Consider the following 23,562-nt stretch of genomic DNA (forward strand, 5'->3'; position numbering starts at 1 on the left):
CAACAGGTTCGTTATACTGGTTCATAAGAACTTATTCTAAAAGTTAAAGGATGTCGATGATTTAGAATGGACAGTAGTAGTATATGGTTGAATTTGGGCTTGGTCGCATTGCTGATCTTCCTGACCGCCTTCTTCGTCGCAACGGAGTTTGCTATTATCCGCATTCGTCCGAGCCGGGTTAACCAGCTGGTTGTGGAAGGCCGCAGAAACGCGTTGGCAGTGCAAAGGGTGACAAGCAATTTGGACGGATATCTGTCCGCCTGTCAGCTTGGGATAACGATTACCGCGCTCGGCCTTGGTTGGCTCGGCGAACCGACGGTAGAACATATCCTTGAACCGCTTTTTCACCAACTCCATCTTTCCGACAGCCTGGCCAGTCTTCTGTCCTTTCTGATCGCGTTTATTTTGGTCACTTATTTGCATGTCGTAATTGGCGAGCTTGCGCCTAAAACATGGGCGATTCAGAAAGCCGAATTCATCAGCTTCCTGGTAGCCAAACCGATTATTTGGTTCTACCGCATTATGTACCCATTCATCTGGCTGCTGAACGGCTCCGCCAACGGTCTGGTTCGTATGTTCGGCCTCCGCCCTGTGAGCGAGCATGAAGATGCCCACTCGGAGGAAGAAATTCAGATCATCCTGAGCGAGAGTCTGCAAAGCGGCAAGATTAACAATACGGAATATGGCTATGTAAGCCGGATCTTTGCTTTTGACGAGATGGTTGCACGTGAGATCATGGTTCCGCGCACCGACATGGTGTGCTTGTATACAAACCATACTCGCGACGAGAACTTGGCTGTTATTCAAAAGGAACAATACACCCGCTTCCCGGTCGCTACCGAAAGCAAGGATAACATCGTAGGCATGATTAATACGAAGCAATTGTTCCTTACTTATCATGAAGACAAGGAATTCAGCTTCCGCGATCTAATCCATCCTGTCGTGTCCGTTCCGGAAAGCATCCCGGTTAAACAGCTTCTGAAGCGTATGCAGCAGGAGCGCGTGCACATCGCCATCCTCGTTGACGAGTACGGCGGCACGTCCGGCCTTATTACGATTGAAGACATTCTTGAAGAGATCGTCGGCGAGATTCGCGACGAGTTCGACGAGGATGAGCGCCGCGAGATCGAGAAGCTCGAAGAGAACTGTTACTTGCTCGACGGCAAGGTATCGCTTGATGAGCTCGGCCAGCTGACGAACCATAACTTTGATAACGAAGATACCGATACGGTGGGCGGCTGGCTCTACACCCGTCTGCAGTCCCCCAAAACCGGCGTCCGTTACGATCACGAGAATTTGACCTTTATTATCCGCGAAGCGACCAAAAACCGCATCCGCAAGGTTGAGCTGATCATTCAAACGGAAGAGGAAATGACCGCCTCCCAGGCGCAAGCTCAAGCGCAATCCGAGCTTGACGAGGAGCCGACCGCTTAATCGATTTGCACCTGTTGAGCTTTTCATTAAACTGAAAGACCGCTGCGATGGGCGGTCTTTTTTTGTATGCTAAGCCGCTAAAGCATCGCTGGTAAGTCGAATAAACGTGTCGGACCGCCTTTATAACAACAGGGGGCTGTTAAGCTTCTCCCTGGAATCAAAGTCAAAGTCTCATACCTTTTTGCCAACGCCACCGCTTGTAACAGTATGCATCAACCGCAGGGCTCGAATCGAACGCAAAAAAGCAGCCCCTCCGATTAAGGAAGAGCTGCTCCTGTGACGTCCTAGTTGTCCGTCGTATATGGCAGCAGGGCTACTTGGCGAGAGCGTTTGATCGCAATCGTCAGAGCACGCTGGTATTTCGCGCTTGTGCCAGTCACACGGCGTGGCAGAATTTTGCCGCGCTCGCTGATGAACTTGCGGAGCAGGTCCGTGTCTTTGTAATCAATGCTCTTGATTTTGTTCACGGTGAAGTAGCAAACTTTACGGCGCTTGTTACGGCCGCCTTTGCGGAACTTGCGTTCTGGACGCTCGCCACCGTCTTCTCTTTGCTTGAATCCCATAGTTATCCGTCCTTTCTGTTAAAATGGCAAATCATCTTCGGAGATGTCGATAGGACGTCCGTCATCCGAGAATGGATCCCGGCTGTTCGAGGAACCTCCACCGCCGCGATTGCCCCCGTAGGAACCTCCGCCTTGGTTGCCGCCGCTCGACTGGCCGCCGCCACCGTATCCTCCACCGCCATAATTACCGCCGCCGCCTTGGCTGCTGCCGCCTCCGCCTTGGGAGCCCTCTTCACGCGAACCGCCATCGCGGTTACCGGATTCCAGGAACCGGACGTTGTCGGCAATAATTTCCGTCACGTAGACGCGTTTGCCTTCATTGTTGTCGTAGTTCCGTACTTGCATCCGGCCCTCGACCGCTGCTAAACGGCCTTTGCGCAGATAGTTGGCACAGGTTTCAGCGAGCTGTCTCCAGGTGACAATCGGAATAAAGTCGGCTTCCCGCTCGCCGGACTGGCTGTTAAATGGCCGGTCTACCGCCAGCGTGAACTGCGTAACCGCAACTCCCGAAGGGGTATAGCGAAGCTCTGGATCTTTGGTCAGTCTGCCAATCAGAATGACGCGATTCAACATCGTACCAACCTCCCAAGTCAACTAAATCTTGGCTTAAGCTACGTCTTTGACGATCAGGAAACGGATAACTTCATCCGTGATCTTGATGACACGATCCAGCTCATTAACCACTTCGGTTGTACCGTTAAAGTGGACAAGAACGTAGATTCCGTCACGGATCTTGTTGATCTCATACGCAAGACGGCGTTTGCCGAGAACGTCGGACTTGGATACTTCTCCGCCATTCGCGATGATGCCATTGAATTTTTCAACGAGAGCTTGAACTGCTTCTTGCTCCGTCTCAGGACGAATGATGTACATCAATTCGTATTTGCGCACTATGATTCACCTCCTCTTGGACTAAGCGGCCCTTCCCGTCCAGCTGGACGAAAGAGCAAGGAGCGAGGGTTTAACTCGCATACCAATCTACTATATCAGAACAGCTTGTCTGACGCAAGGATAACGCATTTCACACGCCGGCTGACGTTATCCTTGCGAATAATTGCCGCTGATGATTCCGGCCTCTGCGGCGAAAAATAAACATCCGGCCCTGTAAGGCCGAATTACATGCAGAAGGTGGAGATACGTATGGGCGAACGCACCAAGTTTGAATCCGGCTTTAAAGCCCCCAATGACGGCTGGTACATGGAAGCAGGAGAGGATTCATTCCACATGGGCATCTCCAAACCCAAAAAAATCTCCTTGAAAAAGGGACAGCATTTCCCGAAAAACAGCAATCATAACCGCGTATGGGTGAAAATGCCGAAAGACTAACGAGCGAATCGGCTCAAAATCGGACGCATAACATTCAGCCGTCCGGCCATACTATCCTTGACGGCGCGACAAGATGAGGGTGTGGTTCCGTTGGCCGTAAAAAGCGCAAGGACACTGCAAATGACGCCAGTTCACAACATTCACAGAAAAGCGAGGGGTTGTGCCAAAGACAGATGTCTTTAAGGCCTTCACCGCAGCAGGCGTAAAAGTCCTCGGACATTTAGCAGCCGGGCGGTGTCCAAACGTGTTCAGTGAGGGAAGTGCAGCTTGATTAATTTTGCAACCCATTAAGCGCCGTCAGCAGCGCCCAGCCATTAGGCTGGGCGCTTGTTCGTTTAACCGCCTAATTAAATTCGATCCGTTTTGACAGCATGCCTTCCGCCTGCATAAACGCTACTGAATACGTTGAATTTCTCGGCTCCGCCCGTGTATCCTTATTTAACGCGCCGCTTACGGCACTTAAATGGTTAACAAGGAGTGGACTTGTTTGAGGGTAATCATTCGTAAAGCCGAGCCCCGCGACGCTGAGGCTTTATCCGGTCTTTTCGCCGAGCTCATGGGGTTTGAATCCGACACGTTACAGATGGGAAGCCAGCTGGAGCAAATAGCCTCTGAGCCTCACTATTACGTCGCTGTTGCGGAATTGGAGCAGGAGCTTGCCGGTACGGCAATGGGCATCGTGTGCCGCGATTTGGTGGGCAGCTGCGCCCCATTTTTGCTGATCGAGAACGTCATCGTGTCCCAGAAAAGCCGAGGCAGCGGTGTGGGACGATTGCTTATGCAGGCGCTGGAGGGGTACGGAAAAGATCACAGTTGCAGCTACACGATTCTTGCCTCGAGCAACGAAAGAATTGAGGCTCATCGCTTTTATGAAAACATCGGATACAGCGGTTCAAAACGCGGCTTTATTAAACATCTTTAGTTTTAACCCGGAGCGGCTTCTCGGCTGCACCATTTCTCTATTCAGAACAACAAAAAAACCTCCTACCGGAGTAGGAGGTTCTAATTCGCTGAAGGATGGCGGAAAGGGTGGGATTCGAACCCACGCACGCCGTGAGACGCCTAGCTGATTTCGAGTCAGCCCCCTTGGGCCACTTGGGTACCTTTCCGCAGCAAGATAGATCATAACATATGCTGGGCATTATTGCAAGCGTTTAGGATAATGCCGATTCTCCGCCTGCTTCGCCCTGATTGGCTGCATGACGCAGCACTTTTTTCATGTTTTTTTCAAACTTCGCCCGTGGAATAAGCACGCTGTGCTTGCAGCCGGTGCATTTGATGCGGATGTCCATGCCCATGCGAATGATCTCCATTTCGTTGGTTCCGCATGGATGGGGCTTCTTCATCAGCACGACATCGCCAAGCTCGAACTGCTTGCGTTCCATACCGCTCACCTCTCCTTCGGCCGCTGTCCCGCCCCCGCAACGTTCCCTGCTGCGGAGGCTTGGCCGGTTCTTTCCATCTTACACGCCCTGCTGAATCTACGCCAGAGATTGTTGCGGCTCATCATGCTCTCGCAGCAGCCTTTTGAGCTCCAAATTAATCTGTCTTGAAACGGCCGCTTCGGTATTCGGCTGGCATTCCGCGATGATGCGCAGCTTGTACTCAGCCGTAGTCAGGGAAGCGACGCCAAGCAGATCCGGCACCTTGACCAGATTCGGGTTTTCCAGCTTCTCCAGCATGGCCCGAATGCTTTCTTCCGTCTCGTCGATTTTGTAATCGTTCGGCAAATCGACGTCCACGACCGCCAAGGAGTGGTTAAGCGAATAGTTCGTCACCTGAGCGATCAAACCGTTCGGGATAATGTGAACCTCTCCCGTCCATGTTTTCAGCCGCGTCGTGCGCAGTCCAATCAATTCCACCGTGCCTTTGTACGTTCCCGTTTGAATGACATCTCCAACTGCAAACTGATCCTCCAGTACGATGAAAAATCCAGTAATAATGTCCTTCACCAAACTCTGCGCGCCGAAACCGATCGCCAGTCCAAGCACGCCTGCCCCGGCCAGCAGCGGTCCGATATTGATGCCGAGCATCGGCAGCACAACCATAGCGGTAATGAAATAGACGACGTAGGAAGCGACATTTTTGAGCAGCCGCCCCATCGTGACGACCCTCCTGGTGCGCTGCGCCACCTTGGATTCCCGTTCGAGCACTTTGTCGATGGATTTGTTAACAGCGAAAATAATGAGCCGTCCAATCAGCAAAATAATTGCGATTTTAATGAGAACAATACCTGCATTAATCCAGAACGCACTGTCGAACGTCGTGCGCAGCGTATCCCAGAAGGCATTGGTTTTCTCTAAAGCCGCTTTAGGCAGACCAGCAAGATCTGTTGGACCCTCATTTACTGGACCTCCAGCGTTATTCGCCGCTCCCTCCCCGGTATTTCCTGTGTTTGTACTAGCGGATGCCATTAGCTCCCATGAATTCATTGGTTCAATCTCCTTTCTCTACTATTTTTGCATGAAGTCTCATTCTAGCATTCTAATAAAAGAAGCCTCCCCGCGCGAGTCGCGGAAGGCTGATAAACTTCTTTTCCAAACAGCTGCTTCAGCCGCTGTGCACCAGTTCGTATCCATCCGAAGTCTCCCGGAATATACCGCGAATCTCCACCGATTGCTCCACCAAAATAAGCCTGACCGTCTCCAATTCATCATCGGGAAAATCGATCGACAGCGCGCATCCCGCAGTAATTGTCTTTGGCGTCGGGCGGATGTCAATTTCAATATCGGCATATTCAAGCAGCATCTCCGTGCGAAGCGCTTGCTGCGTCGAATCAAAAGCGATAAGCATAGCTAACTCCTCTTATTGAAAATGGACGGGCAAGTATAAATTGCCCCTCTCTACCATATACTACTAACAGTTCATATTAGCGGAGGGGAATCTATGAAACGTCCTGCTGCAATCCGGGAAATCCCGCTTAAAGTGCCTCATACCGATCCCGACGCCGCCCGTCAGCTGACCAGCAGCCTGATGCTGCATCTTGGTCCCGTTCCGAGGGAAAGCCGGATTGCCGTCGTCTGTATCGGCACCGACCGCTCCACAGGAGACGCTCTCGGCCCGATTATCGGCTCCCATCTAGCCAAGCAGCGCGGCTCCTTGTTCGAGCTGTACGGCACGCTGGACGAGCCTGTGCACGCGATGAACCTGGAAAGCACCCTGCAGGATATTAACAGCAGTATGGCCAAGCCGTTTATTATCGGTATCGACGCCTGCCTTGGCCAGTTGAGCAGCGTCGGCTGCATTCAGCTTGGACCCGGGCCTGTGCGGCCGGGAGCCGGCGTAAACAAAGAGCTCCCGCCAGTTGGAGATATCCATATGACCGGCATCGTGAACGTGGGCGGATTTATGGAATATTTTGTGCTTCAAAACACTCGTCTTAGCCTCGTTATGCGTATGGCCGAGCTAATGTCAGACACACTCGTCCGCGCTATTCACGACTGCCGTTCTTACCCGGTTCACGCTGCGACGCAAGAATAATGGCTTGCTGCTCCTCCGGTGTAAGCGGATAAGTCGAGCTTCCTTTTTGCAGCGGTTTGGCGTACATGTATGTCTCATCCCGGCCATGTAAGCCGGTCAATACAACTCCGGTCTGCTCCTCGTTCACGATTGCGACCGAGAAGCTCATATCGCTGCCCTGTGATGAAAAGGCGTTGTAACGCAGTACGCCGACTCTGCCTTTTGTCTCCTTCAAAAGCTGGGCAAATTCGTTCAGCTGCTGCCCATAGTGGCCCAGCCTGTCCTCCTGCTCGTCCAGCGACAGTCTCAAGCCAACAATAACTTCCTCCAGATTCGTCACGCCGGTCTGTCCCATTACCTGAACATATTGGCGTCTAAGCTTTGTCAGCTTGCGGCCGAGAGCCGAGATCCAGATTATGAGAAGCAGCAGCACCAATGCCATTACTACAATGGCTGCGCCATAATATGGCGCCTCCACCCAAGCTTCATACCATTCATTCATCTTTCCCGTTACGCTCCTAATCTTCTCCCTAGATGGGGTAATGGGTCCGGATTTCGCGTATTGCAAGCACAAGCGCTTCCGCTTCCTGATCTGTCGTGGACGCTCCGACGCTCGCTCTTACCGCGCCTGTTTCAGCGGTTCCCGCGCTCCAGTGCGCCAGCGGTGTGCAATGATAGCCTGCCCTTACGGCAATGCCATAATGCTGATCCAAAATAAAGGAAAGCTCCGACGCTTCAACACCTGCCATCGTAAAGGCGCATATCCCGGTTCGCGGCCGGCCTTCCTGCGGCCCGAGCAGCGTTATGCCCGCTACTGATGCCAATCCGTCCCGGATGCGAGCAATCAGCTCCGTCTCCCGGGCATGAACCGCCTTAGGAGTCAGCTCCAGCACATGCCGAACGCCTGCTGCCAATCCGGCCATGCCAGGCGTATTCGGCGTGCCTGCCTCATAACGGTCGGGCCTGACCGTCGGCTGCTCAGCCGACTCCGATTGGCTGCCTGTCCCTCCGTGGAGCAGCGGCACTGGATCGAGCCGGGGATGAATGTACACTCCCCCTGTGCCTTGAGGCCCGAGCAGCGCTTTATGGCCCGGAAAAGCAAGCAGGTCGATGCCCATCTCTTCTACATCGATATCGAGGATACCGGCCGACTGAGCTGCATCAACCAATAACGGAATGCCGTTCCGCCGGGTAATTTCGCCAATATCGGCAATCGGCAAAATCGATCCCAGCAGATTGGAGCTGTGCGCTGCGGCAACGAGAGCCGTCTCGGGCCGGATCTCCTCCCGTATTCGGGCAACATCCAGCTCTCCAAACCGATCCGTCTCTACGTATGTAACCGTAATGCCAATACTTGATTTCAAATATTCCAGCGGCCTGCGGACTGAGTTATGCTCCACCGCTGTGGCGATGACATGATCGCCTGGCTTCAGCATTCCTTTAATAGCCAAGTTCAGTCCGACGGTTGTATTTGCGGTCAAGGCAATATCGTTTGGATTGGCAATTCGCAGCAGCTTTGCGAGATTTTTTCTAGCCTCGAACAATACTCTTCCCGATTGCACCGCCATCCGATGGCTGCCGCGGCCCGGATTCGCGGCCCCTTGCTGCAGTGTTTGCATAACCGCATCCACAACTGCCTGCGGTTTGGGCCAGGAAGTCGCTGCATGATCCAAATAGATTAAAGGCTGTTCTTGGGCCATATCGGCACTCATCCTTTCCGGGCTAACCCTAATTTCCGCTCAAAAAAACAATAGCATACCTAAGTTTAATCCCTGTCGCAGCAGATTACAACCGAGGTATGCTCCTATAACGAACTTGTTTTCCGTAAAGCTTTGGTACTGAAACGATTTGTTTTCGAATAGCTTCAGTTCAGCTTCAGGACTGCTGCAGCATGTCTAGAATCCGTTCCAAATCCTGCTTATTATAATAGGTCAGCTCGATTTTACCCCGATCGCGGGAAGCCTTAATTTTCACCGATGTTTGGAACCGCTCGCGCAGATTTTCTTCCAATGCTTCCAGGTAGGGGTCCCGCTTGACCGTTTTGCTCTTTGCTGGGGATTCTGGCTGTTTTTTATCCAGCGTTTGAATGGCCTGCTCCAGCTCCCGAACGCTCCACTCGTTGGAGATCGCTTGTTTAGCCAGCTCCTTACGCAGCTTGTCTTCCTTTAAGCCGACGAGCGCGCGGGCATGCCCCATTGATAATGTTCCACGTGAAACATTGTCTTTAATCTCAACCGGCAAACTTAACAGCCGGAGGAAATTGGCAATATGCGAGCGCGACTTACCAACCTTAAGCGACAGCTCCTCCTGCGTCAGATTGAACTTGTCCATAATAGCCTGATAAGCCGAGGCCAAATCGATTGCATTCAAATCTTCGCGCTGAAGGTTCTCAATAAGCGCAATTTCCATCGTCTGCTGATCGGAGAAGCTGCGGACTACAGCGGGAATCGTTTTGAGCCCGCATAACTGAGAGGCGCGAAAACGGCGCTCTCCGGCAATAATCTCATACCCTTTTAGCACAGAGCGCACGAGAATCGGTTGAATAACGCCATGCTGCTTGATGGATTCTGCGAGTTCATGAATCGAATCATCATGGAACGTAATCCTTGGCTGATAAGGATTCGGCCGAAGCTGCTTCAATTCAACCTGGATAACCTTGTCATCCTCTTGGATGGAAAGAGACGGAATGAGTGCCTCTAGTCCTCTACCTAGCCGCTTGCTCATATTGGATCACTTCCTTCGCCAGTTCAAGATAAACTTCGGCGCCTTTGGAGCGGGGATCATACGTGATGATAGCTTGACCATGAGACGGCGCTTCACTTAAACGCACGTTTCTTGGAATAATCGTCTGGTACACCTTTTGCTGAAAATACTTTTTGACTTCCTCGATCACTTGGATGCCCAAATTAGTACGTGCATCAAACATTGTGAGCAGCACGCCTTCAATTTGCAGCGATGTATTAAGATGCTTTTGAACGAGTCGAACCGTATTCAGCAGCTGGCTCAGTCCTTCAAGAGCGTAGTATTCGCATTGAATTGGAATAATGACCGAATCTGCGGCCGTCAAAGAATTGATCGTTAAAATACCAAGAGATGGCGGGCAGTCAATAAGAATGTAATCATAGTCATTCCGCAGCTGAGAAAGCGACTTTTTGAGTCTCACCTCGCGGGAAATAGTCGGTACAAGCTCGATTTCGGCTCCAGCCAGCTGAATCGTGGCAGGAATAATGCTTAAATTCGGTACTTCTGTGCGTTTTACTGCCTCACGCGGGTCAACTTCATTGATCAAGACGTCATAAATGCTGTTTTCCACATCGGCTTTATTAACACCGACTCCGCTTGTCGTATTCCCCTGAGGATCGATATCGACAAGCAGCACCTTCTTCCCTAAGGAAGCCAGGCATGCCCCCAAATTGACGGATGTGGTCGTTTTGCCGACTCCGCCCTTCTGGTTCGTTATGGCGATTATTTTGGACAACCTTGTCACCTCAATATTCCCAATCTCGTACAACTTCCCTACGGCACAATCCATGGAGCCGGTATTCAACTCGAAGCCTTCTTGAATAAGGCAAGCTATACGGCTTCCCCGCCCTGCGAACGGTGGACGTATGCAATGGAAATACGAGAAGAGTACCAATTAAGCTCTGCTGTCCAGGAGGAGAGAAGAGCGTGCAGCCCCGCAGAATTGCGGAAATTAGATTGCACGGAGTGTCCGCCGGCTCAACGTCCCAATGCCGCACACGATGGATACTGCGAGAATAATATTGCTGCGGTTAACGAGCCAAGCTCCTGCCTGGACCCGGACAGCATGTTTAGCAAATGAAGTTGAAAAGGCACGCTCCAGCATGCGAAAAAAAGCGGCTTCCGCCGCTTAGCCTAAACATCCAGACGAATTGTTAAGGGCAGCTAGGCTTTTGTCAGCATAATCTTGTTGTACGGTGCCCATGTTTGAAAACGCAATCATCACGTCTGGAATGAATTAAGTATAAAGGAAAGCCTTACAGAATGGAACGATAAGTGTCCTTATTAACGCTTCGGAATTTTGATTACAATTTCATAATGATCCTCGTAATCCTTCTCGTTCGTCTTAATTTCCAGCCCGGAACCGGACACCATATCGATGGACTGACGAATTGTATTCAACGCCAAGCGGACATCCTTAGTGAAGGAAATTCGCTTGGATTTTTTAGCTTTGGAGGCTTCTTTATAAAAAGCTACGCGGGCTTCGGTCTGTTTAACGTTAAGCTCCTTGCCAAGCACGTCATCAAGAACCTTCTGCTGCAGCTCTTCAGTATCAAGGGCAAGCAGCGATCTGGCATGCCGCTCCGTAATTTTCCTCTCGGTAAGCGCAAGTTTGACTGGCTCGCTCAAACCGAGCAAGCGGATTTTATTGGCGATTGTAGATTGGCTTTTGCCAAGCCGCTGTGCCAGGCTTTCTTGGGTCAAGCTATGCAAATCGATTAGCTTCTGATAAGCTACCGCTTCTTCAATTGCGCTTAAACCTTCGCGCTGCAAGTTCTCAATAAGGGCGATAGAGGCCGCTTGTGAGTCGTTGAACTCCCTCACAATGGCTGGAATCGTCTCAAGTCCAAGCCTGCTGACAGCTCTCCAGCGCCTCTCACCGGCTATAATTTCGTAGCGGTCGCCCCGAAGGCGAACGACGATAGGTTGAATTACTCCATGCGTGCGAATCGTTTGGCTTAATTCTTCAATTCGCTCGTCATCAAAAATCGTTCTCGGCTGATAAGGGCTCGTATTAATGCTGCCAACCGGGATTTGCTTCACTTCATCTTGAGCAGCCTTCGGATCGTTTAGGCCGAAAAGCCGGGAAAATTGTTCTTTCATCATTCTACAACCACCCGAATTCAATGTGCCAATGTCCTTGCTGTAGAATTCCGTGTTGCGGCCGCATCGGCGACTTGTTTGGCCTTCAAGTCATAATTGCGGCACTTCATGGCAGTGCAGCACGGGCAAAATCGGAGCGGGAAAGCTCCTGCAAAGAAAGGCCGAATAAGGTCGTGCGTCTAAGGTCCGGTGCACTCATATCCGCTGTGCCAATGACGTCCCTCTGATCGCTGAACACCTCAAGTTCTTTAAATTCCAACGCAGTTGCGATAGAAATCCGGTTTTCAGCTGCGAGCTCCACCTGCTGGCTTTGCTCCAGAGCCACCGGTCAACTAAGATAGGGTATCATGCCGATGGCGGTACATCCAGAAACGGCACAAGGCAAGATGGTTCTTCCATTACCATATGCCTTCATTAGCAGAGTACCGTGTTCATTATTGTTCCATCATGGAACTCGGTCCATAACCACACTCTTTTCAATTCGTTGAGGACAGGAGAATATCCTGCTGGATTTCGGTTTTGCAAGAAGTTTTCACAATCGGCTGAATGTTTCACGTGGAACATTTATACGTTCTCTTGTCGTCCGTTAAAAAAGATCCTCTTCTCTCAATCCCGGCTCCGTTCACTCAAATTAAGCTGTCGATACGGCTCATTGATGCCTTGAGTGACAAAATCGCTGCTCAAGGCACCGCCTGCCGCACTATTTTAACAATGGCTGCTTCAAAGGCACGCCTGCCTTGCGCGGGTATGCCTTAGGCGTCGACTCAGTTTTATGAATAAGCACGATGGCGCGTTCCGACTGCTCTTCCGGCAGGCGCAGCGTCTCAACCTTGTCCAGCTTCCCTCGCAGTTCACGAATGGCATAGCGGGCCTCATCAAGCTCTTCCTGGGGCTGAGCCCCTTTCATCGCGGCAAACAGGCCGCCCTTACGCACAAAGGGAAGACAAAGCTCGCTTAAACCGGCTAAACGAGCCACTGCCCGCGCCGTGACAATATCATAACCGTCGCGATGTTTCGGAAGTCGGCCAATATCCTCTGCGCGGCCATGCACACATTCAACCGACTCCAATCCAAGCTCAGTGCAGACATGCTTCAGGAACGTAATCCGTTTGTTCAACGAGTCAACAATGGTAACGTTCAGCTGCGGAAAACAAATTTTTAACGGCAGGCTTGGAAATCCAGCTCCCGAACCTATATCGGCCAAGCTGGAAGCCGTCGATAGATCGGCGTAAAAAGCCAGTGTAACCGAGTCGTAAAAATGCTTTTCGAATACGGCGGCCCGTTCGGTAATCCCCGTCAAATTCATTTTTTCGTTCCACTCTACAAGCAGTTCATAGTAACGCTGGAACTGCTCCAGCTGGCGATCCGAGAGCGGGATTCCCCGCTCCGCCAGCCGGCTCCGAAAAAGCTCCATGACTGCGTCCATTAAGAGCTCCTCGCTGCGCCGCCGCGGCTGTAATGCTCCAGATGCACGAGCAGGATTGAAATATCCGCCGGAGTAACGCCAGCAATACGAGACGCTTGACCGATATTAAGCGGACGAATCGAACCTAGCTTTTGTTTCGCTTCCGAAGCTAAGCCGTGTACGAGGCTGTAATCGATGTCTTCCGGAATTCTCTTTTTCTCCATTTTGCCCAGGCGTTCAACCTGTGCAAGCTGTTTCTCAATATAACCCGCATACTTAACCTGGATTTCTACCTGTTCCTTCATATCCTCGCTCAGCTCATACGGAGCTGGCGCAAACGGCTCCAGCCTTGCGTAGGAAATCTCGGGACGGCGAAGCAGCGTAAGCGCATCAATCGTGGACTGCAGCGGCGTAGATCCAGCTTCCTGCAGCATCGACTCGGCTTCCTCAGGACGGATTTTGACCGTGCGCAGACGGGCCAGCTCTTCCTCGACACGGGATTTTTTCTCCAGGAACTTGGCATAACGCTCCTCGCTGATCAGGCCGATCTCATAACCGGTCGGCGTCAAACGCAGATCCGCATTGTCATGGCGGAGCAGCAGACGGTATTCCGCGCGTGAAGTAAGCAAACGGTACGGCTCATTGGTGCCTTTAGTGACCAGATCGTCGATCAACACGCCGATGTAACCTTGCGAGCGTTCTACAATGACCGGCTCCTTGCCCTGCACTTTGCGCGCTGCGTTGATGCCGGCGATAACGCCTTGACCGGCGGCTTCTTCATAGCCGGACGTGCCGTTGATTTGCCCTGCCGTGAACAGCCCCGGCAGCACCTTTGTTTCCAGCGACGGCCACAGCTGAGTCGGCACGACGGCGTCGTACTCAATCGCATAACCGGTACGCATCATTTCCACCTTTTCAAGGCCGGGAATGGAGCGCAAAATACCAAGCTGCACGTCTTCCGGCATGCTCGTGGATAGACCTTGCACATAATACTCGGACGTGTGCATGCCTTCCGGCTCCAGGAAAATCTGATGTTTCGGCTTGTCCGCGAAACGAACGATTTTATCCTCGATGGACGGGCAGTAACGCGGACCTGTTCCCTCAATTACGCCGGAGAACATTGGAGCCCGATGCAGGTTGTCGTTGATAATTTGATGAGTCTGTTCCGACGTATAGGTGAGCCAGCATGGCAGCTGTTCGTTATTGGCATATTCCGTTTCAAAAGAGAAAAACTTCGGTTTTTCGTCTCCTGGCTGAATTTCCATTTTGGAAAAATCGATGCTGTCCTTGTGCACACGCGGAGGCGTGCCCGTTTTGAAGCGTACCAGCTCAAAGCCCTGCTCCTTCAGCGATTGAGACAGCTTGACCGATGGCTGCTGATTGTTCGGACCGCTCTCGTAGATAAGCTCGCCCATAATGACTTTGCCGCGCAGATAAGTGCCGGTCGTCACTACGACCGATTTGGCCCGATACTCCGCGCCGGTTTTTGTAATGACACCAACGCAGGCTCCGTCTTCCACGATCAGCTCCTCCGCCATCCCTTGGCGAAGCGTCAAATGAGGGGTTTCCTCAATGGTTTTTTTCATCATATGCTGATACAGGAATTTATCCGCCTGTGCACGCAGCGCATGTACGGCAGGACCTTTGCCCGTATTGAGCATTCTCATTTGAATATAGGTTTTGTCGATGTTACGGCCCATCTCCCCGCCAAGCGCGTCGATCTCGCGGACGACATGGCCCTTGGCCGGACCGCCGATAGACGGATTGCACGGCATAAAAGCGACCATATCCAGATTAATCGTAAGCAGCAGCGTTTCGCAGCCCATCCGGGCTGCAGCCAGCGCCGCCTCGCAGCCGGCATGTCCGGCGCCGATGACGAGGACATCGTATTGTCCTGCAGCGTAACTCATTTTTGTTAGCCTCCTGAGCGGAATTAGCAGGTCAATCGGCCCGCCTCTCCCTCTTTTATGAAAATAGGTTTTCAATTCCAGATTTCGACGGCATTCCGCCGCATTCTCTGCCGCTTGCTGATGACTGCCGGTCGGTTCTGTCTGCTCCTGTCACCTGTAACAAGCGGCAGCTGCACTTATCCCCATGTGGACAATTTATTTACCCAAGCAAAATTGTGAAAAAATCTGATCAATCAGCGACTCTCCGGCCGTATCCCCAACGATTTCGCCGAGCAGCTCCCAAGCCGCGCGCACATCGAGCTGAACCATGTCGATTGGTATTCCGTCTTCCGTTGCGCTTACGGCATCGTGCAGCGCATCGGCGGCCCGATGAAGCAGCGAGATATGTCTCGCATTGCTTACGTAAGTCAGATCGGCGCTTTCCAGCTGCCCTTCAAAAAACAGTTCCCGAATCGCTTGCTCCAAATCTTCCAAGCCTTGATCCTGCAGCACCGACATCGGCACAATCCGGCTTTCCGGAAGCGCCGAACTAACTTCATCCAGCTCCAGTAGACCGTCCAGATCGGTCTTGTTGACGATGACGATAACCTGCCGGCCTTCCAGCTTGCCGAGCAGCTCCCGTTCATCCTCATGCAGCGGCTCGTTATGGTTGAGCACGAGCAGCAGCAGCTCCGCTTCCTGCACGGCTGAATGCGAGCGTTCCACGCCGATCTTTTCCACCACATCGGTCGTTTCCCGTATGCCTGCCGTATCCAGCAGCCGCAAAGGAATACCGGATAATGTAACGTATTCCTCAATCACATCACGGGTCGTACCCGGTATGTCCGTCACAATCGCCTTACTTTCCTGCACAAGCGCGTTCAGCAAGGACGACTTCCCAACGTTTGGCCTTCCGACGATTGCCGTCGTAATGCCTTCGCGCAATATTTTGCCCTCTGCGGCCGTCTGCAGCAATCGGCGTATTGTATCCAATGCGGCACCGCAGCTGTCTTTAATGTAGGAACTGGTCATCTCTTCAACGTCATGCTCGGGATAATCGATGTTTACCTCTATATGGGCAAGCAGCTCAATCAAGCTATGGCGCAGCGCTCCGATCCGTTTGGACAGCGTGCCTTCCGCCTGCTTGAGCGCTACGGAATACGAACGATCGGACTTGGAGCGAATGAGATCAATAACGGCCTCCGCCTGGGCCAAGTCAATCCGGCCATTCAGAAACGCGCGTTTGGTGAACTCACCTGGCTCCGCAACACGGATGCCAGGCTGGCGGAGCGCTAGCTCCAGCACTTTACGGGCAGCAATTAAGCCGCCGTGCACGCCGATTTCCACGACATCTTCAGCCGTGAAGGAACGCGGCCCTCTCATGACGGTGACGAGCACCTCTTCAATCTTTTCGCCGCTTCCCGCATCAATGATATGGCCGTAAGTTACCGTATGGGTTGCCGCTTCGGTCAGCTTTTGCTTTGACCTTAATATTCCGCCGACGCTGGCCACCGCCTGCGGGCCGCTGACGCGGATAACCGCGATGCCGCCCTCGCCGAGCGCTGTGGAAATCGCCGCAATTGTATCCTGCATTGTCATCTTAAAGGTTCACCTCGTAAAAGCAGTCCCCAGCCTCACAAACGGAAGCGTCAGGACGCATGATGGCAAAAAAGCAATGACTGTGAGAGCCATTGCCGCCGGAATTGGAACTTTATAGATGGAAAAAGCGCACGGTTTATTTGCCTTTAACCGAAACCGAGTTTTTGCCTTTTCCTTTATTTTTACCTTTGCCTTTTCCTTTGTCGCCGCCGTTGCCTTCTTCCTTCTTCGGAGCTTGTCCGTTTTTATCCGCATTGCGGACATACAGGAAGTAGTTCTGAATGATCGTGTAGATGTTCGTATATACCCAGTACAACGGAAGCGCCGAAGGCAGGTTCCACGCCATAACAAGAATCAGCACAGGGAAGATGAGCATAATCGTGTTCATCATCTGCATCTGAGGATTGTTCGGCTGGGCTTTCTGCATCATCTTGGTTTGCACATACGTCGTAATCGCCGCAATAACCGGCAGGATGTACAGATGGTCAGGCTCGCCAAGCTGCAGCCACAGGAACTCATGCGTCCGGATGTCGCTGTTGAAGTAGATCGAGTTGTACAGCGCAATGAAGATCGGCATCTGAATCAGCAGCGGCAAACAGCCCGCAAGCGGGTTCACCTGGTTCTGCTGGAACAGCTTCATCGTCTCTTCCTGCTGCTTTTGCGGATTGTCCGCGTATTTCTTGCGGATCTCGGCGAGCTCGGGCTGAATCGCCTGCATCGCCTTGGAGCTGCGGTACTGCTTAAGCGTAAGCGGTAAAATCAGCGTCCTTACGATAATAACCATCAGCAAGATGGCAAAGCCGTACTGGCCGTCGAACCATACCGCGAACTCATCTAATAGAAACGAGAAGTAGTAAACGACATTGCGCTCCCACCAGTTCCCGTTTGTTTTTAAGTCCTCGGTCGTCGTCGTCTGAGACGGGTCTGGCATGCATCCCGAGAGGAGCGCTACCAACAGAATCAGGGAGAACATGACCAGCCATTTGCGTTTTGAAGCCAAGCGCGAAAAAAACATGTAAATCTCCTCTCTGATCACGATTCAACCTAAACTATACCATATATAAGGGGGCAATGAAACAAGCCCTCCCAGGCTTAAATGCTGAATTTGAAGCGCAATCAGCGGGCTTTGAGAAGACCAGCTTTGCGAAGCACATGAAGCACGCTTCTTTCCAGCTCCTTGGTGGATTTGCCTACGGCGCCGGCGCGGACGATCAGGATAAAATCCGTATGCTCCGCCATTTTGTCGGCATGCTGCCGGACAATTTCCTTCACAACCCGGCGCATCCGGTTGCGGACGACCGCATTGCCGATTTTTTTGCTGGCCGAGATGCCGAGCCGGAACGGCTCCGCCTTCGGCTGCCGGGACCAATAAACGACAAACTGACCGTTGGCAAAGGACTTTCCGCCGCGGTACGTCCGCGCAAAATCCTCACGCCTTCTCAGGCGCCATTTTCTCTGCATTGTTCACCGACTCCACCCATTATGCTGCCTTCTATGAAATGTCATACATCCCTCATTGCAAGAAAGGCGTCCCAGTACAAAAAAAAGACCACTCCAGGTGGTCTTTTTCCACATGCTTAGAATTTATATCCGAATGGGATAACTTCCGCCATGTCTCTGCTAATCAGAACGCATGCGCATGTTTTGAATCCATTAAGCGCTCAGTACAGCGCGGCCCTTTTTGCGGCGTGCAGCCAATACTTTGCGGCCGTTTTTCGAGCTCATCCGTTTACGGAAGCCATGAACTTTTTTGCGCTTGCTCACGTTCGGTTTGAAAGTCGGTCTCATTACATGCACCTCCCCGCTTCTAGGTATCGTTCGTCCAACTCGGGCGTCCGCCGCAGCGGAATGCAGCAGAACCCGTGGACGATCGATTGCTGTTCGTCCGTTCAAGCAGTAGTCCCGAGTTAAAAACGCCTTTTTCCATTTAACCATTTTGACGAATGAAAGTCAACCGAGTCCATCTTTAAGAAGCAGTGGATAACACTTTTCCAAGTCGCTTCATCTATATTCCTGTGGATAACGGCAATAAACGCGTTCTTCCGTCAATATTTAGTAACATGTGCACAATTTAAAAGACTTCTGCCGTTTCCTGTCGAACTGCGCACAGCCTGTTAACAATATCTTGTGCTGTAGATAACTCTTATACACAAGCAGTAGGGATTGTGGATAAAAATCTGCCACGCGTTGAAATAGAGCCTTTATTTTGCTATGATAGATTTGTTTTTGTTGTGGACAGAGCGTAAATGCAAACTTAATTATCAACAACCTGTGGATAACATTGTGAACAACATGTTCCCCCTCTGCATAACCTTCATCAACAAGTCCCTGCATCTGTGGATGGATGAGCGGCTTACCCCAATAGAATCGACAGCATCAGGCATTACGTTTGGCCATCGTAACAACAGGGATAGGAGTGACCGTCTGTGGACAGCCATACCGAGGATTTGTGGCAGCAAGTGCTGTCAATCATCCAAACTAAATTGAGCAAGCCGAGCTTCGACACCTGGTTTAAGGCGACGAAGGCCAATTTTTCGGATGATGGACTACTTGTCGTCACAGCTCCGACAACGTTCGCGGTGGAATGGCTGGAGAGCCGCTACACGAAGTTGGTTCGCACGACGGTGTCGGATTATATCGGCAAATCAGTTGATATCCGATTTGTCATCGAGGAGAATCGCCCGCCGGAACCCGCAGCGCCCGCGCAGCCGCAGATCAAGCAGCAGCCGGCCACCGCGGGGGAGCCTTTCTCCTATATGCTGAATCCAAAATACACGTTCGATACCTTCGTCATCGGAGCGAACAACCGCTTTGCGCATGCCGCCTCGCTGGCGGTGGCGGAAGCGCCGGCCAAAGCCTACAACCCGCTGTTTTTGTACGGCGGCGTAGGCCTGGGCAAAACTCACTTGATGCATGCCATCGGACATTATATTTTGGAACACAATCCGAGCACCAAGGTTATGTACATCTCCTCGGAGAAGTTCACCAACGAATTCATTAACGCGATCCGCGATAACCGAGGCGAGAGCTTCCGGAACAAGTACCGGAACATCGACGTTCTGCTGATCGACGATATTCAATTCCTGGCGGGCAAAGACGGGACGCAGGAGGAATTTTTCCATACATTTAACGCGCTGCATGAAGAGCGCAAGCAAATTGTCATCTCCAGCGACCGGACGCCGAAGGAGATTCCAACGCTGGAGGAGCGGCTTCGCTCCCGCTTTGAATGGGGACTGATTACAGATATTCAGCCGCCGGATCTGGAGACGCGAATCGCTATTTTGCGCAAAAAAGCAAAAGCGGAAAACCTCGATATTCCGAACGAAGCTATGGTCTACATTGCCAATCAGATCGATACGAACATCCGCGAGCTGGAAGGCGCACTGATCCGCGTCGTCGCTTATTCCTCGCTCATCAACGAGGACATCAGCTCCCATCTGGCTGCCGAAGCGCTCAAGGACATTATTCCGTCAAGCCGTCCTAAGATGATTACCATTCAGGATATCCAACAAAGGGTCGGCGAATTCTATGGCCTGAAGATGGAGGAATTCAAAGCTCGCAAGCGGACCAAAGCCGTCGCTTATCCGCGTCAAATTGCGATGTATCTCTCACGCGAGCTGACCGACTACTCCTTGCCTAAAATCGGCGAGGCATTTGGCGGGCGGGACCACACCACGGTCATCCATGCGCATGAGAAAATTTCCAAACAACTGAAGATGGATCAAGAGCTGTTTAAAGTCATTCAGAATTTGACGGAAAAAGTCAAAAATCATATGTAGCGTTATCCTCAGCGATAAGCGCAATTCAAACAAGCCTATGCACACTCTATACACATGTGGATAGGCTTGTCTCTTCCCTGTTTTCGGGGCTTATCCACATATCCACGGCCCCTACGGCTACTACTACTGTTTTTTATTTAAAACAACATCATCTAAAAAGAACGGCTCCGCCTTCTTGTTAAAATATAAGAACGTATCCGTTTTCCCTATACTGTGCTTATATTTCTCGGAATGAAACGTGCATCGCCGCCAAGGACGACGGCAGCCGTTTCACCTTCAACAAGGACGAATGCCGTCGAAAGCCGCCCAAGGAGGAACGCATGAAACTTATCATCTCCAAAAATGAACTTAACGACGCCATCCAACAGGTAGCCAAGGCAGCCTCGGTGCGCCCCGCCATTCCGATTCTCGGAGGAATCAAGATTGACGTTACTCACCAAGGAGTAACTTTGACCGCAAGCGATACAGATATCGCCATTCAAAGCTTCATTCCCGCTGAAACCGCAGAAACGGTCATTGCCAAAGTTGAAAAACCCGGCAGCGTCGTTATGCCTGCTAAATTTTTTGTCGAGATTATTCGCAAATTGCCAGCCGAGGATGTGCAAATCGAGGTAGGCGAGCAATATCAAACGCTGATTCGATCCGGTTCAACCGATATTCAGATGGTCGGCCTCGACCCAGAGGAATTCCCGGTTCTGCCGTCGATCGAAGAAAACGAAGTGCTGCAGCTTCCCGGCGATTTGCTTAAAGCGATGGTTCGGCAAACGGTATTTTGCGCTTCCACCAGCGAGCAAACACCGGTGCTTACCGGTCTGTTGTGGAATTTGAACGAAGGCGAGCTGAAATTCGTCGCGACCGACCGCCACCGTCTGGCAAGCCGGATCTCCCGCGTTGATTCTCCGGACGGGTACCGCTTGACGAATGTTGTCATTGCCGCCAAGACGATGGTTGAGCTGTCGAAGCTCGTTCCGGACGGAGCCGGTCTGGTGGACATCGTCGTCGCCAGCAATCAGGTGCTTTTCCGGCTGGGCCACACCCTCTTTTACAGCCGAATGCTGGACGGGACGTATCCCGATACATCCAAGATTATTCCGCAGTCGTTCAAAACAGAACTGGTGCTGGAAACCCGTAAGCTGATCGATTCGATGGAGCGCGCGTATCTGATGTCCCGCGAGGAAAAAACAAACATCGTCCGCATCGTTACGCTGGAAAACGGCACGATCGAAATTTCCTCCAGCTCCTCCGAGCTTGGCCGTGTAACCGAGCAGCTTGAAGTCATCCGCCAAAGCGGCGAGCCGCTGCGCATCGCCTTCAACTCCAAATACATGCTTGATACGCTTAAAGTTATTGACAGCGAACAGCTGATTATCAGCTTTACCGGCGCGATGAGCCCGATCATCATTCGTCCGGCCGATCATGACAATAGCCAATACATCATTCTGCCGTACCGCACAACCAATTGATCCGGTACGATGCAGCCAGCGGGCGGCCCTGCGGTCGCCCGCTTTTTTCATCCCCACCGAAACAGGAGAGATTCGCGAATGAAACCAATCACGATCAAAACCGAATATATTACGCTCGGCCAATTTCTCAAGCTGTCCGACTGCATCGATTCCGGCGGCCAAGCCAAATTTTTTCTTCAGGAAACGAGCGTAACGATCAATGGCGAACCCGACAACCGGCGCGGACGCAAGCTCTATACCGGCGACTCCGTAACCGTGGACGGGTTTGGCTCCTTCCAGGTTCAGAGGGCATGAACTCCGATTTCGGGAAATGTCCTCTCCACGCGGACATGCTGCGCAAGGAGGCGAAACGATGTTTTTGAACCGGATCGCCCTGCGGAATTACCGCAATTACGAGCAGCTTGAGCTGGATACGACGCGCAAGGTAAATCTGTTCATCGGTCCCAACGCCCAGGGCAAAACGAACCTGCTTGAATCGATTTTTGTCCTGGCGCTGACAAAATCCCACCGGACCGCCAAAGACCGCGAGCTGATTGGCTGGAACGGCAAAGAAGCGACTGTGCATGGCGAGGTGGAAAAGCGCTATGGAAGCGTATCGCTTGATCTCGCCTATTCGGCCCAAGGCAAAAAAGCCCGCGTCAACGGGCTGGAGCAGCGCAAGCTGAGCGGATTTGTCGGCACGCTGAATGTCGTTATGTTTGCTCCCGAGGATCTCGAAATTGTCAAAGGCACTCCCGGTGTGCGCCGCCGTTTTCTCGATATGGAGATCGGACAGGTTCAGCCAAGCTATCTGCACACGCTGCAGCAGTATGGCAAGGTTCTTCAGCAGCGCAACAATTATCTCAAATCCGCAGGTCCGTCCGGCATCAAACCCGGTCTGTTGGAGGTATGGGATGTGCAGCTAGCAGAGCATGGTGTTAAAATTATGAAAAAAAGGCAACAATTCATAGAGAAGCTGAAAACTTGGGCTGCAGCGATTCATTCTGGCATAACTGCCGGAGGTGAAGAACTGTCCATAGAGTACCGTCCATCTTTCGAGATTGGCTCTGCGGAAGATGAATCTGTTTTATTCGAGCAATTTATGTTAAAGTTAACCCAGGTAAAAGATCAGGAATACCGCCGCGGCGTAACGCTTGCCGGGCCTCATCGCGACGATCTGGCCTTTTTCATCAACGGCAAGGAAGCCCAGGTATACGGTTCCCAGGGACAGCAGCGCACGACGGCGCTGTCGCTCAAATTGGCGGAAATCGAGCTGATCCGCGAGGAGATTGGCGAGTATCCGCTGCTGCTGCTGGACGATGTGCTGTCGGAGCTGGACCAGCACAGACAGACGCAGCTGATTGAGACGTTCCAGGGCAAAGTTCAAACATTCATAACCGCAACGGGATTGGAGAGCGTCAATACGAGCCGGCTGTCCGATGCGGGCATTTACCGGGTTGAAGGCGGACGCGTCACAGAATAGCCGCCTCAGCCCTTTATTGGCGATTCTGCCCCTCAGGGGCTTTTCATAGAGGAGTGAGGCGGAAGGATGTATATTCATCTTGGCGGAGAGAAGATTATCCGGTCATCGGAGCTGGTCGCTATTTTCGACATCTCCATCGAGCAGTCTTCCAAGCTCTCCAAGCAGTTCGTCGCCGGCGCAAAAAAGCGCAAGGACGTGGAGCTTATCGGCGAGGAAGAGCCGAAGTCTATCGTCGTTACCAAAAGCCGGGTGTATTACTCCCCCATCTCATCATCCACGCTGAAGAAGCGCGGTCACAACTTCGCCGCCAACTGACGGCGGCATTTCTGGACGAAAGT

Annotated in this window: 27 protein-coding genes and 1 tRNA gene; 9 read left to right on the plus strand and 19 right to left on the minus strand. The window is 52.0% G+C overall.

Features of this window, described 5'->3' with window-relative positions:
* The first annotated feature begins 66 nt into the window (after positions 1-66).
* Positions 67-1,434: a hemolysin family protein gene (locus M3223_RS11220; RefSeq protein ID WP_251561378.1), complete on the plus strand. Its 1,368-nt coding sequence runs from the start codon at positions 67-69 to the stop codon at positions 1,432-1,434.
* A 284-nt stretch (positions 1,435-1,718) separates the two neighbouring features.
* On the opposite strand, the gene rpsR is transcribed toward M3223_RS11220, so the two are convergent.
* The 3 genes from rpsR to rpsF are packed head-to-tail and all read right to left on the minus strand — an operon-like array spanning position 1,719 to position 2,888.
* The gene (gene rpsR, locus M3223_RS11225; RefSeq protein WP_251561379.1) at positions 1,719-1,997 is read right to left on the minus strand and encodes a 30S ribosomal protein S18; all 279 of its coding nucleotides are present in this window, start codon (positions 1,995-1,997) and stop codon (positions 1,719-1,721) included.
* 18 nt (positions 1,998-2,015) lie between these two features.
* Positions 2,016-2,570: a single-stranded DNA-binding protein gene (gene ssb, locus M3223_RS11230; protein ID WP_251561380.1), complete on the minus strand. Its 555-nt coding sequence runs from the start codon at positions 2,568-2,570 to the stop codon at positions 2,016-2,018.
* A gap of 33 nt (positions 2,571-2,603) precedes the next feature.
* Positions 2,604-2,888 carry a 30S ribosomal protein S6 gene (rpsF, locus tag M3223_RS11235; RefSeq protein ID WP_251561381.1) on the minus strand — a complete coding sequence of 95 codons (285 nt, stop codon included), beginning with the start codon at positions 2,886-2,888 and terminating at the stop codon, positions 2,604-2,606.
* A gap of 249 nt (positions 2,889-3,137) precedes the next feature.
* On the opposite strand from rpsF, the gene M3223_RS11240 reads away from it, so the two are divergent.
* Complete coding sequence (locus tag M3223_RS11240; protein ID WP_251561382.1) at positions 3,138-3,323, plus strand: YjzC family protein; 186 nt, start codon at positions 3,138-3,140, stop codon at positions 3,321-3,323.
* Between the two features lie 487 nt (positions 3,324-3,810).
* On the plus strand, positions 3,811-4,245 hold the full coding sequence (locus M3223_RS11245) for a GNAT family N-acetyltransferase (protein WP_251561383.1): 435 nt from the start codon (positions 3,811-3,813) through the stop codon (positions 4,243-4,245).
* Positions 4,246-4,341: 96 nt separating this feature from the next.
* Here M3223_RS11245 and M3223_RS11250 read toward each other — a convergent pair.
* The 4 genes from M3223_RS11250 to M3223_RS11265 form a co-directional block, all read right to left on the minus strand.
* Positions 4,342-4,432, minus strand: a tRNA-Ser gene (locus tag M3223_RS11250).
* Between the two features lie 45 nt (positions 4,433-4,477).
* Complete coding sequence (locus M3223_RS11255; RefSeq protein WP_251561384.1) at positions 4,478-4,708, minus strand: DUF951 domain-containing protein; 231 nt, start codon at positions 4,706-4,708, stop codon at positions 4,478-4,480.
* A gap of 96 nt (positions 4,709-4,804) precedes the next feature.
* Positions 4,805-5,755 (minus strand): mechanosensitive ion channel family protein, encoded by a 951-nt coding sequence (locus M3223_RS11260; RefSeq protein ID WP_251561385.1) that lies wholly within the window; start codon positions 5,753-5,755, stop codon positions 4,805-4,807.
* Between the two features lie 118 nt (positions 5,756-5,873).
* A complete protein-coding gene (locus M3223_RS11265; RefSeq protein ID WP_251561386.1) occupies positions 5,874-6,116 on the minus strand; it encodes a DUF3343 domain-containing protein in 243 nt (80 codons plus the stop codon).
* A gap of 93 nt (positions 6,117-6,209) precedes the next feature.
* Here M3223_RS11265 and yyaC point away from each other — a divergent pair, with 93 nt between their 5' ends.
* Positions 6,210-6,803: a spore protease YyaC gene (yyaC, locus tag M3223_RS11270; RefSeq protein WP_251561387.1), complete on the plus strand. Its 594-nt coding sequence runs from the start codon at positions 6,210-6,212 to the stop codon at positions 6,801-6,803.
* On the opposite strand, the gene M3223_RS11275 is transcribed toward yyaC, so the two are convergent.
* The 12 genes from M3223_RS11275 to rpmH form a co-directional block, all read right to left on the minus strand.
* A complete protein-coding gene (locus M3223_RS11275) occupies positions 6,754-7,284 on the minus strand; it encodes a DUF4446 family protein (protein ID WP_251561388.1) in 531 nt (176 codons plus the stop codon). The genes yyaC and M3223_RS11275 overlap by 50 nt on opposite strands.
* Positions 7,285-7,312: 28 nt before the next feature.
* Positions 7,313-8,482 (minus strand): aminotransferase class V-fold PLP-dependent enzyme, encoded by a 1,170-nt coding sequence (locus M3223_RS11280; RefSeq protein WP_251561389.1) that lies wholly within the window; start codon positions 8,480-8,482, stop codon positions 7,313-7,315.
* A gap of 175 nt (positions 8,483-8,657) precedes the next feature.
* Positions 8,658-9,506: a ParB/RepB/Spo0J family partition protein gene (locus tag M3223_RS11285; RefSeq protein WP_251561390.1), complete on the minus strand. Its 849-nt coding sequence runs from the start codon at positions 9,504-9,506 to the stop codon at positions 8,658-8,660.
* Positions 9,487-10,260: a ParA family protein gene (locus M3223_RS11290; protein ID WP_251561429.1), complete on the minus strand. Its 774-nt coding sequence runs from the start codon at positions 10,258-10,260 to the stop codon at positions 9,487-9,489. Before M3223_RS11290 ends, M3223_RS11285 begins: the two co-directional genes overlap by 20 nt.
* A gap of 548 nt (positions 10,261-10,808) precedes the next feature.
* Positions 10,809-11,627, minus strand: a complete 819-nt coding sequence (gene noc, locus M3223_RS11295; protein ID WP_251561430.1) for a nucleoid occlusion protein — start codon at positions 11,625-11,627, stop codon at positions 10,809-10,811.
* A 106-nt stretch (positions 11,628-11,733) separates the two neighbouring features.
* A complete protein-coding gene (locus M3223_RS11300) occupies positions 11,734-11,928 on the minus strand; it encodes a hypothetical protein (protein WP_251561391.1) in 195 nt (64 codons plus the stop codon).
* 399 nt (positions 11,929-12,327) lie between these two features.
* Positions 12,328-13,053 (minus strand): 16S rRNA (guanine(527)-N(7))-methyltransferase RsmG, encoded by a 726-nt coding sequence (rsmG, locus tag M3223_RS11305; RefSeq protein WP_251561392.1) that lies wholly within the window; start codon positions 13,051-13,053, stop codon positions 12,328-12,330.
* Positions 13,053-14,942, minus strand: coding sequence for a tRNA uridine-5-carboxymethylaminomethyl(34) synthesis enzyme MnmG (gene mnmG, locus M3223_RS11310; RefSeq protein ID WP_251561393.1), 1,890 nt, complete (start codon positions 14,940-14,942; stop codon positions 13,053-13,055). The genes rsmG and mnmG overlap by 1 nt, the downstream gene beginning before the upstream one ends.
* Positions 14,943-15,137: 195 nt before the next feature.
* Positions 15,138-16,520, minus strand: a complete 1,383-nt coding sequence (gene mnmE, locus M3223_RS11315; protein ID WP_285891223.1) for a tRNA uridine-5-carboxymethylaminomethyl(34) synthesis GTPase MnmE — start codon at positions 16,518-16,520, stop codon at positions 15,138-15,140.
* A gap of 136 nt (positions 16,521-16,656) precedes the next feature.
* Positions 16,657-17,535, minus strand: coding sequence for a YidC/Oxa1 family membrane protein insertase (locus M3223_RS11320; protein ID WP_251561394.1), 879 nt, complete (start codon positions 17,533-17,535; stop codon positions 16,657-16,659).
* Between the two features lie 101 nt (positions 17,536-17,636).
* Positions 17,637-17,981, minus strand: a complete 345-nt coding sequence (gene rnpA, locus M3223_RS11325) for a ribonuclease P protein component (RefSeq protein WP_251561395.1) — start codon at positions 17,979-17,981, stop codon at positions 17,637-17,639.
* Between the two features lie 192 nt (positions 17,982-18,173).
* Positions 18,174-18,308 carry a 50S ribosomal protein L34 gene (gene rpmH, locus M3223_RS11330; protein WP_251561396.1) on the minus strand — a complete coding sequence of 45 codons (135 nt, stop codon included), beginning with the start codon at positions 18,306-18,308 and terminating at the stop codon, positions 18,174-18,176.
* Positions 18,309-18,946: 638 nt separating this feature from the next.
* On the opposite strand from rpmH, the gene dnaA reads away from it, so the two are divergent.
* The 5 genes from dnaA (at position 18,947) to remB (ending at position 23,539) form a co-directional block, all read left to right on the plus strand.
* Positions 18,947-20,299, plus strand: coding sequence for a chromosomal replication initiator protein DnaA (dnaA, locus tag M3223_RS11335; RefSeq protein ID WP_251561397.1), 1,353 nt, complete (start codon positions 18,947-18,949; stop codon positions 20,297-20,299).
* Between the two features lie 320 nt (positions 20,300-20,619).
* Complete coding sequence (gene dnaN, locus M3223_RS11340; RefSeq protein WP_251561398.1) at positions 20,620-21,762, plus strand: DNA polymerase III subunit beta; 1,143 nt, start codon at positions 20,620-20,622, stop codon at positions 21,760-21,762.
* A 78-nt stretch (positions 21,763-21,840) separates the two neighbouring features.
* Positions 21,841-22,056 carry a S4 domain-containing protein YaaA gene (yaaA, locus tag M3223_RS11345; RefSeq protein WP_251561399.1) on the plus strand — a complete coding sequence of 72 codons (216 nt, stop codon included), beginning with the start codon at positions 21,841-21,843 and terminating at the stop codon, positions 22,054-22,056.
* Between the two features lie 58 nt (positions 22,057-22,114).
* Positions 22,115-23,224, plus strand: coding sequence for a DNA replication/repair protein RecF (recF, locus tag M3223_RS11350; protein WP_251561400.1), 1,110 nt, complete (start codon positions 22,115-22,117; stop codon positions 23,222-23,224).
* 66 nt (positions 23,225-23,290) lie between these two features.
* A complete protein-coding gene (gene remB, locus M3223_RS11355) occupies positions 23,291-23,539 on the plus strand; it encodes an extracellular matrix regulator RemB (protein ID WP_251561401.1) in 249 nt (82 codons plus the stop codon).
* Positions 23,540-23,562: the final 23 nt, after the last annotated feature.

It is taken from the genome of Paenibacillus pasadenensis (assembly GCF_023715725.1).
GTDB lineage: Bacteria > Bacillota > Bacilli > Paenibacillales > Paenibacillaceae > Paenibacillus_O > Paenibacillus_O pasadenensis_A.

Bases quoted from the DNA above. Each gene is read 5' to 3' on its own strand.
- ssb (WP_251561380.1), bottom strand. From the start codon at position 2,570: ATGTTGAATCGCGTCATTCTGATTGGCAGACTGACCAAAGATCCAGAG.
- remB (WP_251561401.1), top strand. From the start codon at position 23,291: ATGTATATTCATCTTGGCGGAGAGAAGATTATCCGGTCATCGGAGCTG.
- mnmG (WP_251561393.1), bottom strand. From the start codon at position 14,942: ATGAGTTACGCTGCAGGACAATACGATGTCCTCGTCATCGGCGCCGGA.
- noc (WP_251561430.1), bottom strand. From the start codon at position 11,627: ATGAAAGAACAATTTTCCCGGCTTTTCGGCCTAAACGATCCGAAGGCT.
- mnmE (WP_285891223.1), bottom strand. From the start codon at position 16,520: ATGACAATGCAGGATACAATTGCGGCGATTTCCACAGCGCTCGGCGAG.
- rnpA (WP_251561395.1), bottom strand. From the start codon at position 17,981: ATGCAGAGAAAATGGCGCCTGAGAAGGCGTGAGGATTTTGCGCGGACG.
- M3223_RS11320 (WP_251561394.1), bottom strand. From the start codon at position 17,535: ATGTTTTTTTCGCGCTTGGCTTCAAAACGCAAATGGCTGGTCATGTTC.
- rpsR (WP_251561379.1), bottom strand. From the start codon at position 1,997: ATGGGATTCAAGCAAAGAGAAGACGGTGGCGAGCGTCCAGAACGCAAG.
- yyaC (WP_251561387.1), top strand. From the start codon at position 6,210: ATGAAACGTCCTGCTGCAATCCGGGAAATCCCGCTTAAAGTGCCTCAT.
- yaaA (WP_251561399.1), top strand. From the start codon at position 21,841: ATGAAACCAATCACGATCAAAACCGAATATATTACGCTCGGCCAATTT.
- rpmH (WP_251561396.1), bottom strand. From the start codon at position 18,308: ATGAGACCGACTTTCAAACCGAACGTGAGCAAGCGCAAAAAAGTTCAT.
- M3223_RS11275 (WP_251561388.1), bottom strand. From the start codon at position 7,284: ATGAATGAATGGTATGAAGCTTGGGTGGAGGCGCCATATTATGGCGCA.
- rsmG (WP_251561392.1), bottom strand. From the start codon at position 13,053: ATGGACGCAGTCATGGAGCTTTTTCGGAGCCGGCTGGCGGAGCGGGGA.
- M3223_RS11280 (WP_251561389.1), bottom strand. From the start codon at position 8,482: ATGGCCCAAGAACAGCCTTTAATCTATTTGGATCATGCAGCGACTTCC.
- M3223_RS11265 (WP_251561386.1), bottom strand. From the start codon at position 6,116: ATGCTTATCGCTTTTGATTCGACGCAGCAAGCGCTTCGCACGGAGATG.
- M3223_RS11240 (WP_251561382.1), top strand. From the start codon at position 3,138: ATGGGCGAACGCACCAAGTTTGAATCCGGCTTTAAAGCCCCCAATGAC.
- M3223_RS11255 (WP_251561384.1), bottom strand. From the start codon at position 4,708: ATGGAACGCAAGCAGTTCGAGCTTGGCGATGTCGTGCTGATGAAGAAG.
- recF (WP_251561400.1), top strand. From the start codon at position 22,115: ATGTTTTTGAACCGGATCGCCCTGCGGAATTACCGCAATTACGAGCAG.
- M3223_RS11220 (WP_251561378.1), top strand. From the start codon at position 67: ATGGACAGTAGTAGTATATGGTTGAATTTGGGCTTGGTCGCATTGCTG.
- dnaN (WP_251561398.1), top strand. From the start codon at position 20,620: ATGAAACTTATCATCTCCAAAAATGAACTTAACGACGCCATCCAACAG.
- M3223_RS11285 (WP_251561390.1), bottom strand. From the start codon at position 9,506: ATGAGCAAGCGGCTAGGTAGAGGACTAGAGGCACTCATTCCGTCTCTT.
- M3223_RS11260 (WP_251561385.1), bottom strand. From the start codon at position 5,755: ATGAATTCATGGGAGCTAATGGCATCCGCTAGTACAAACACAGGAAAT.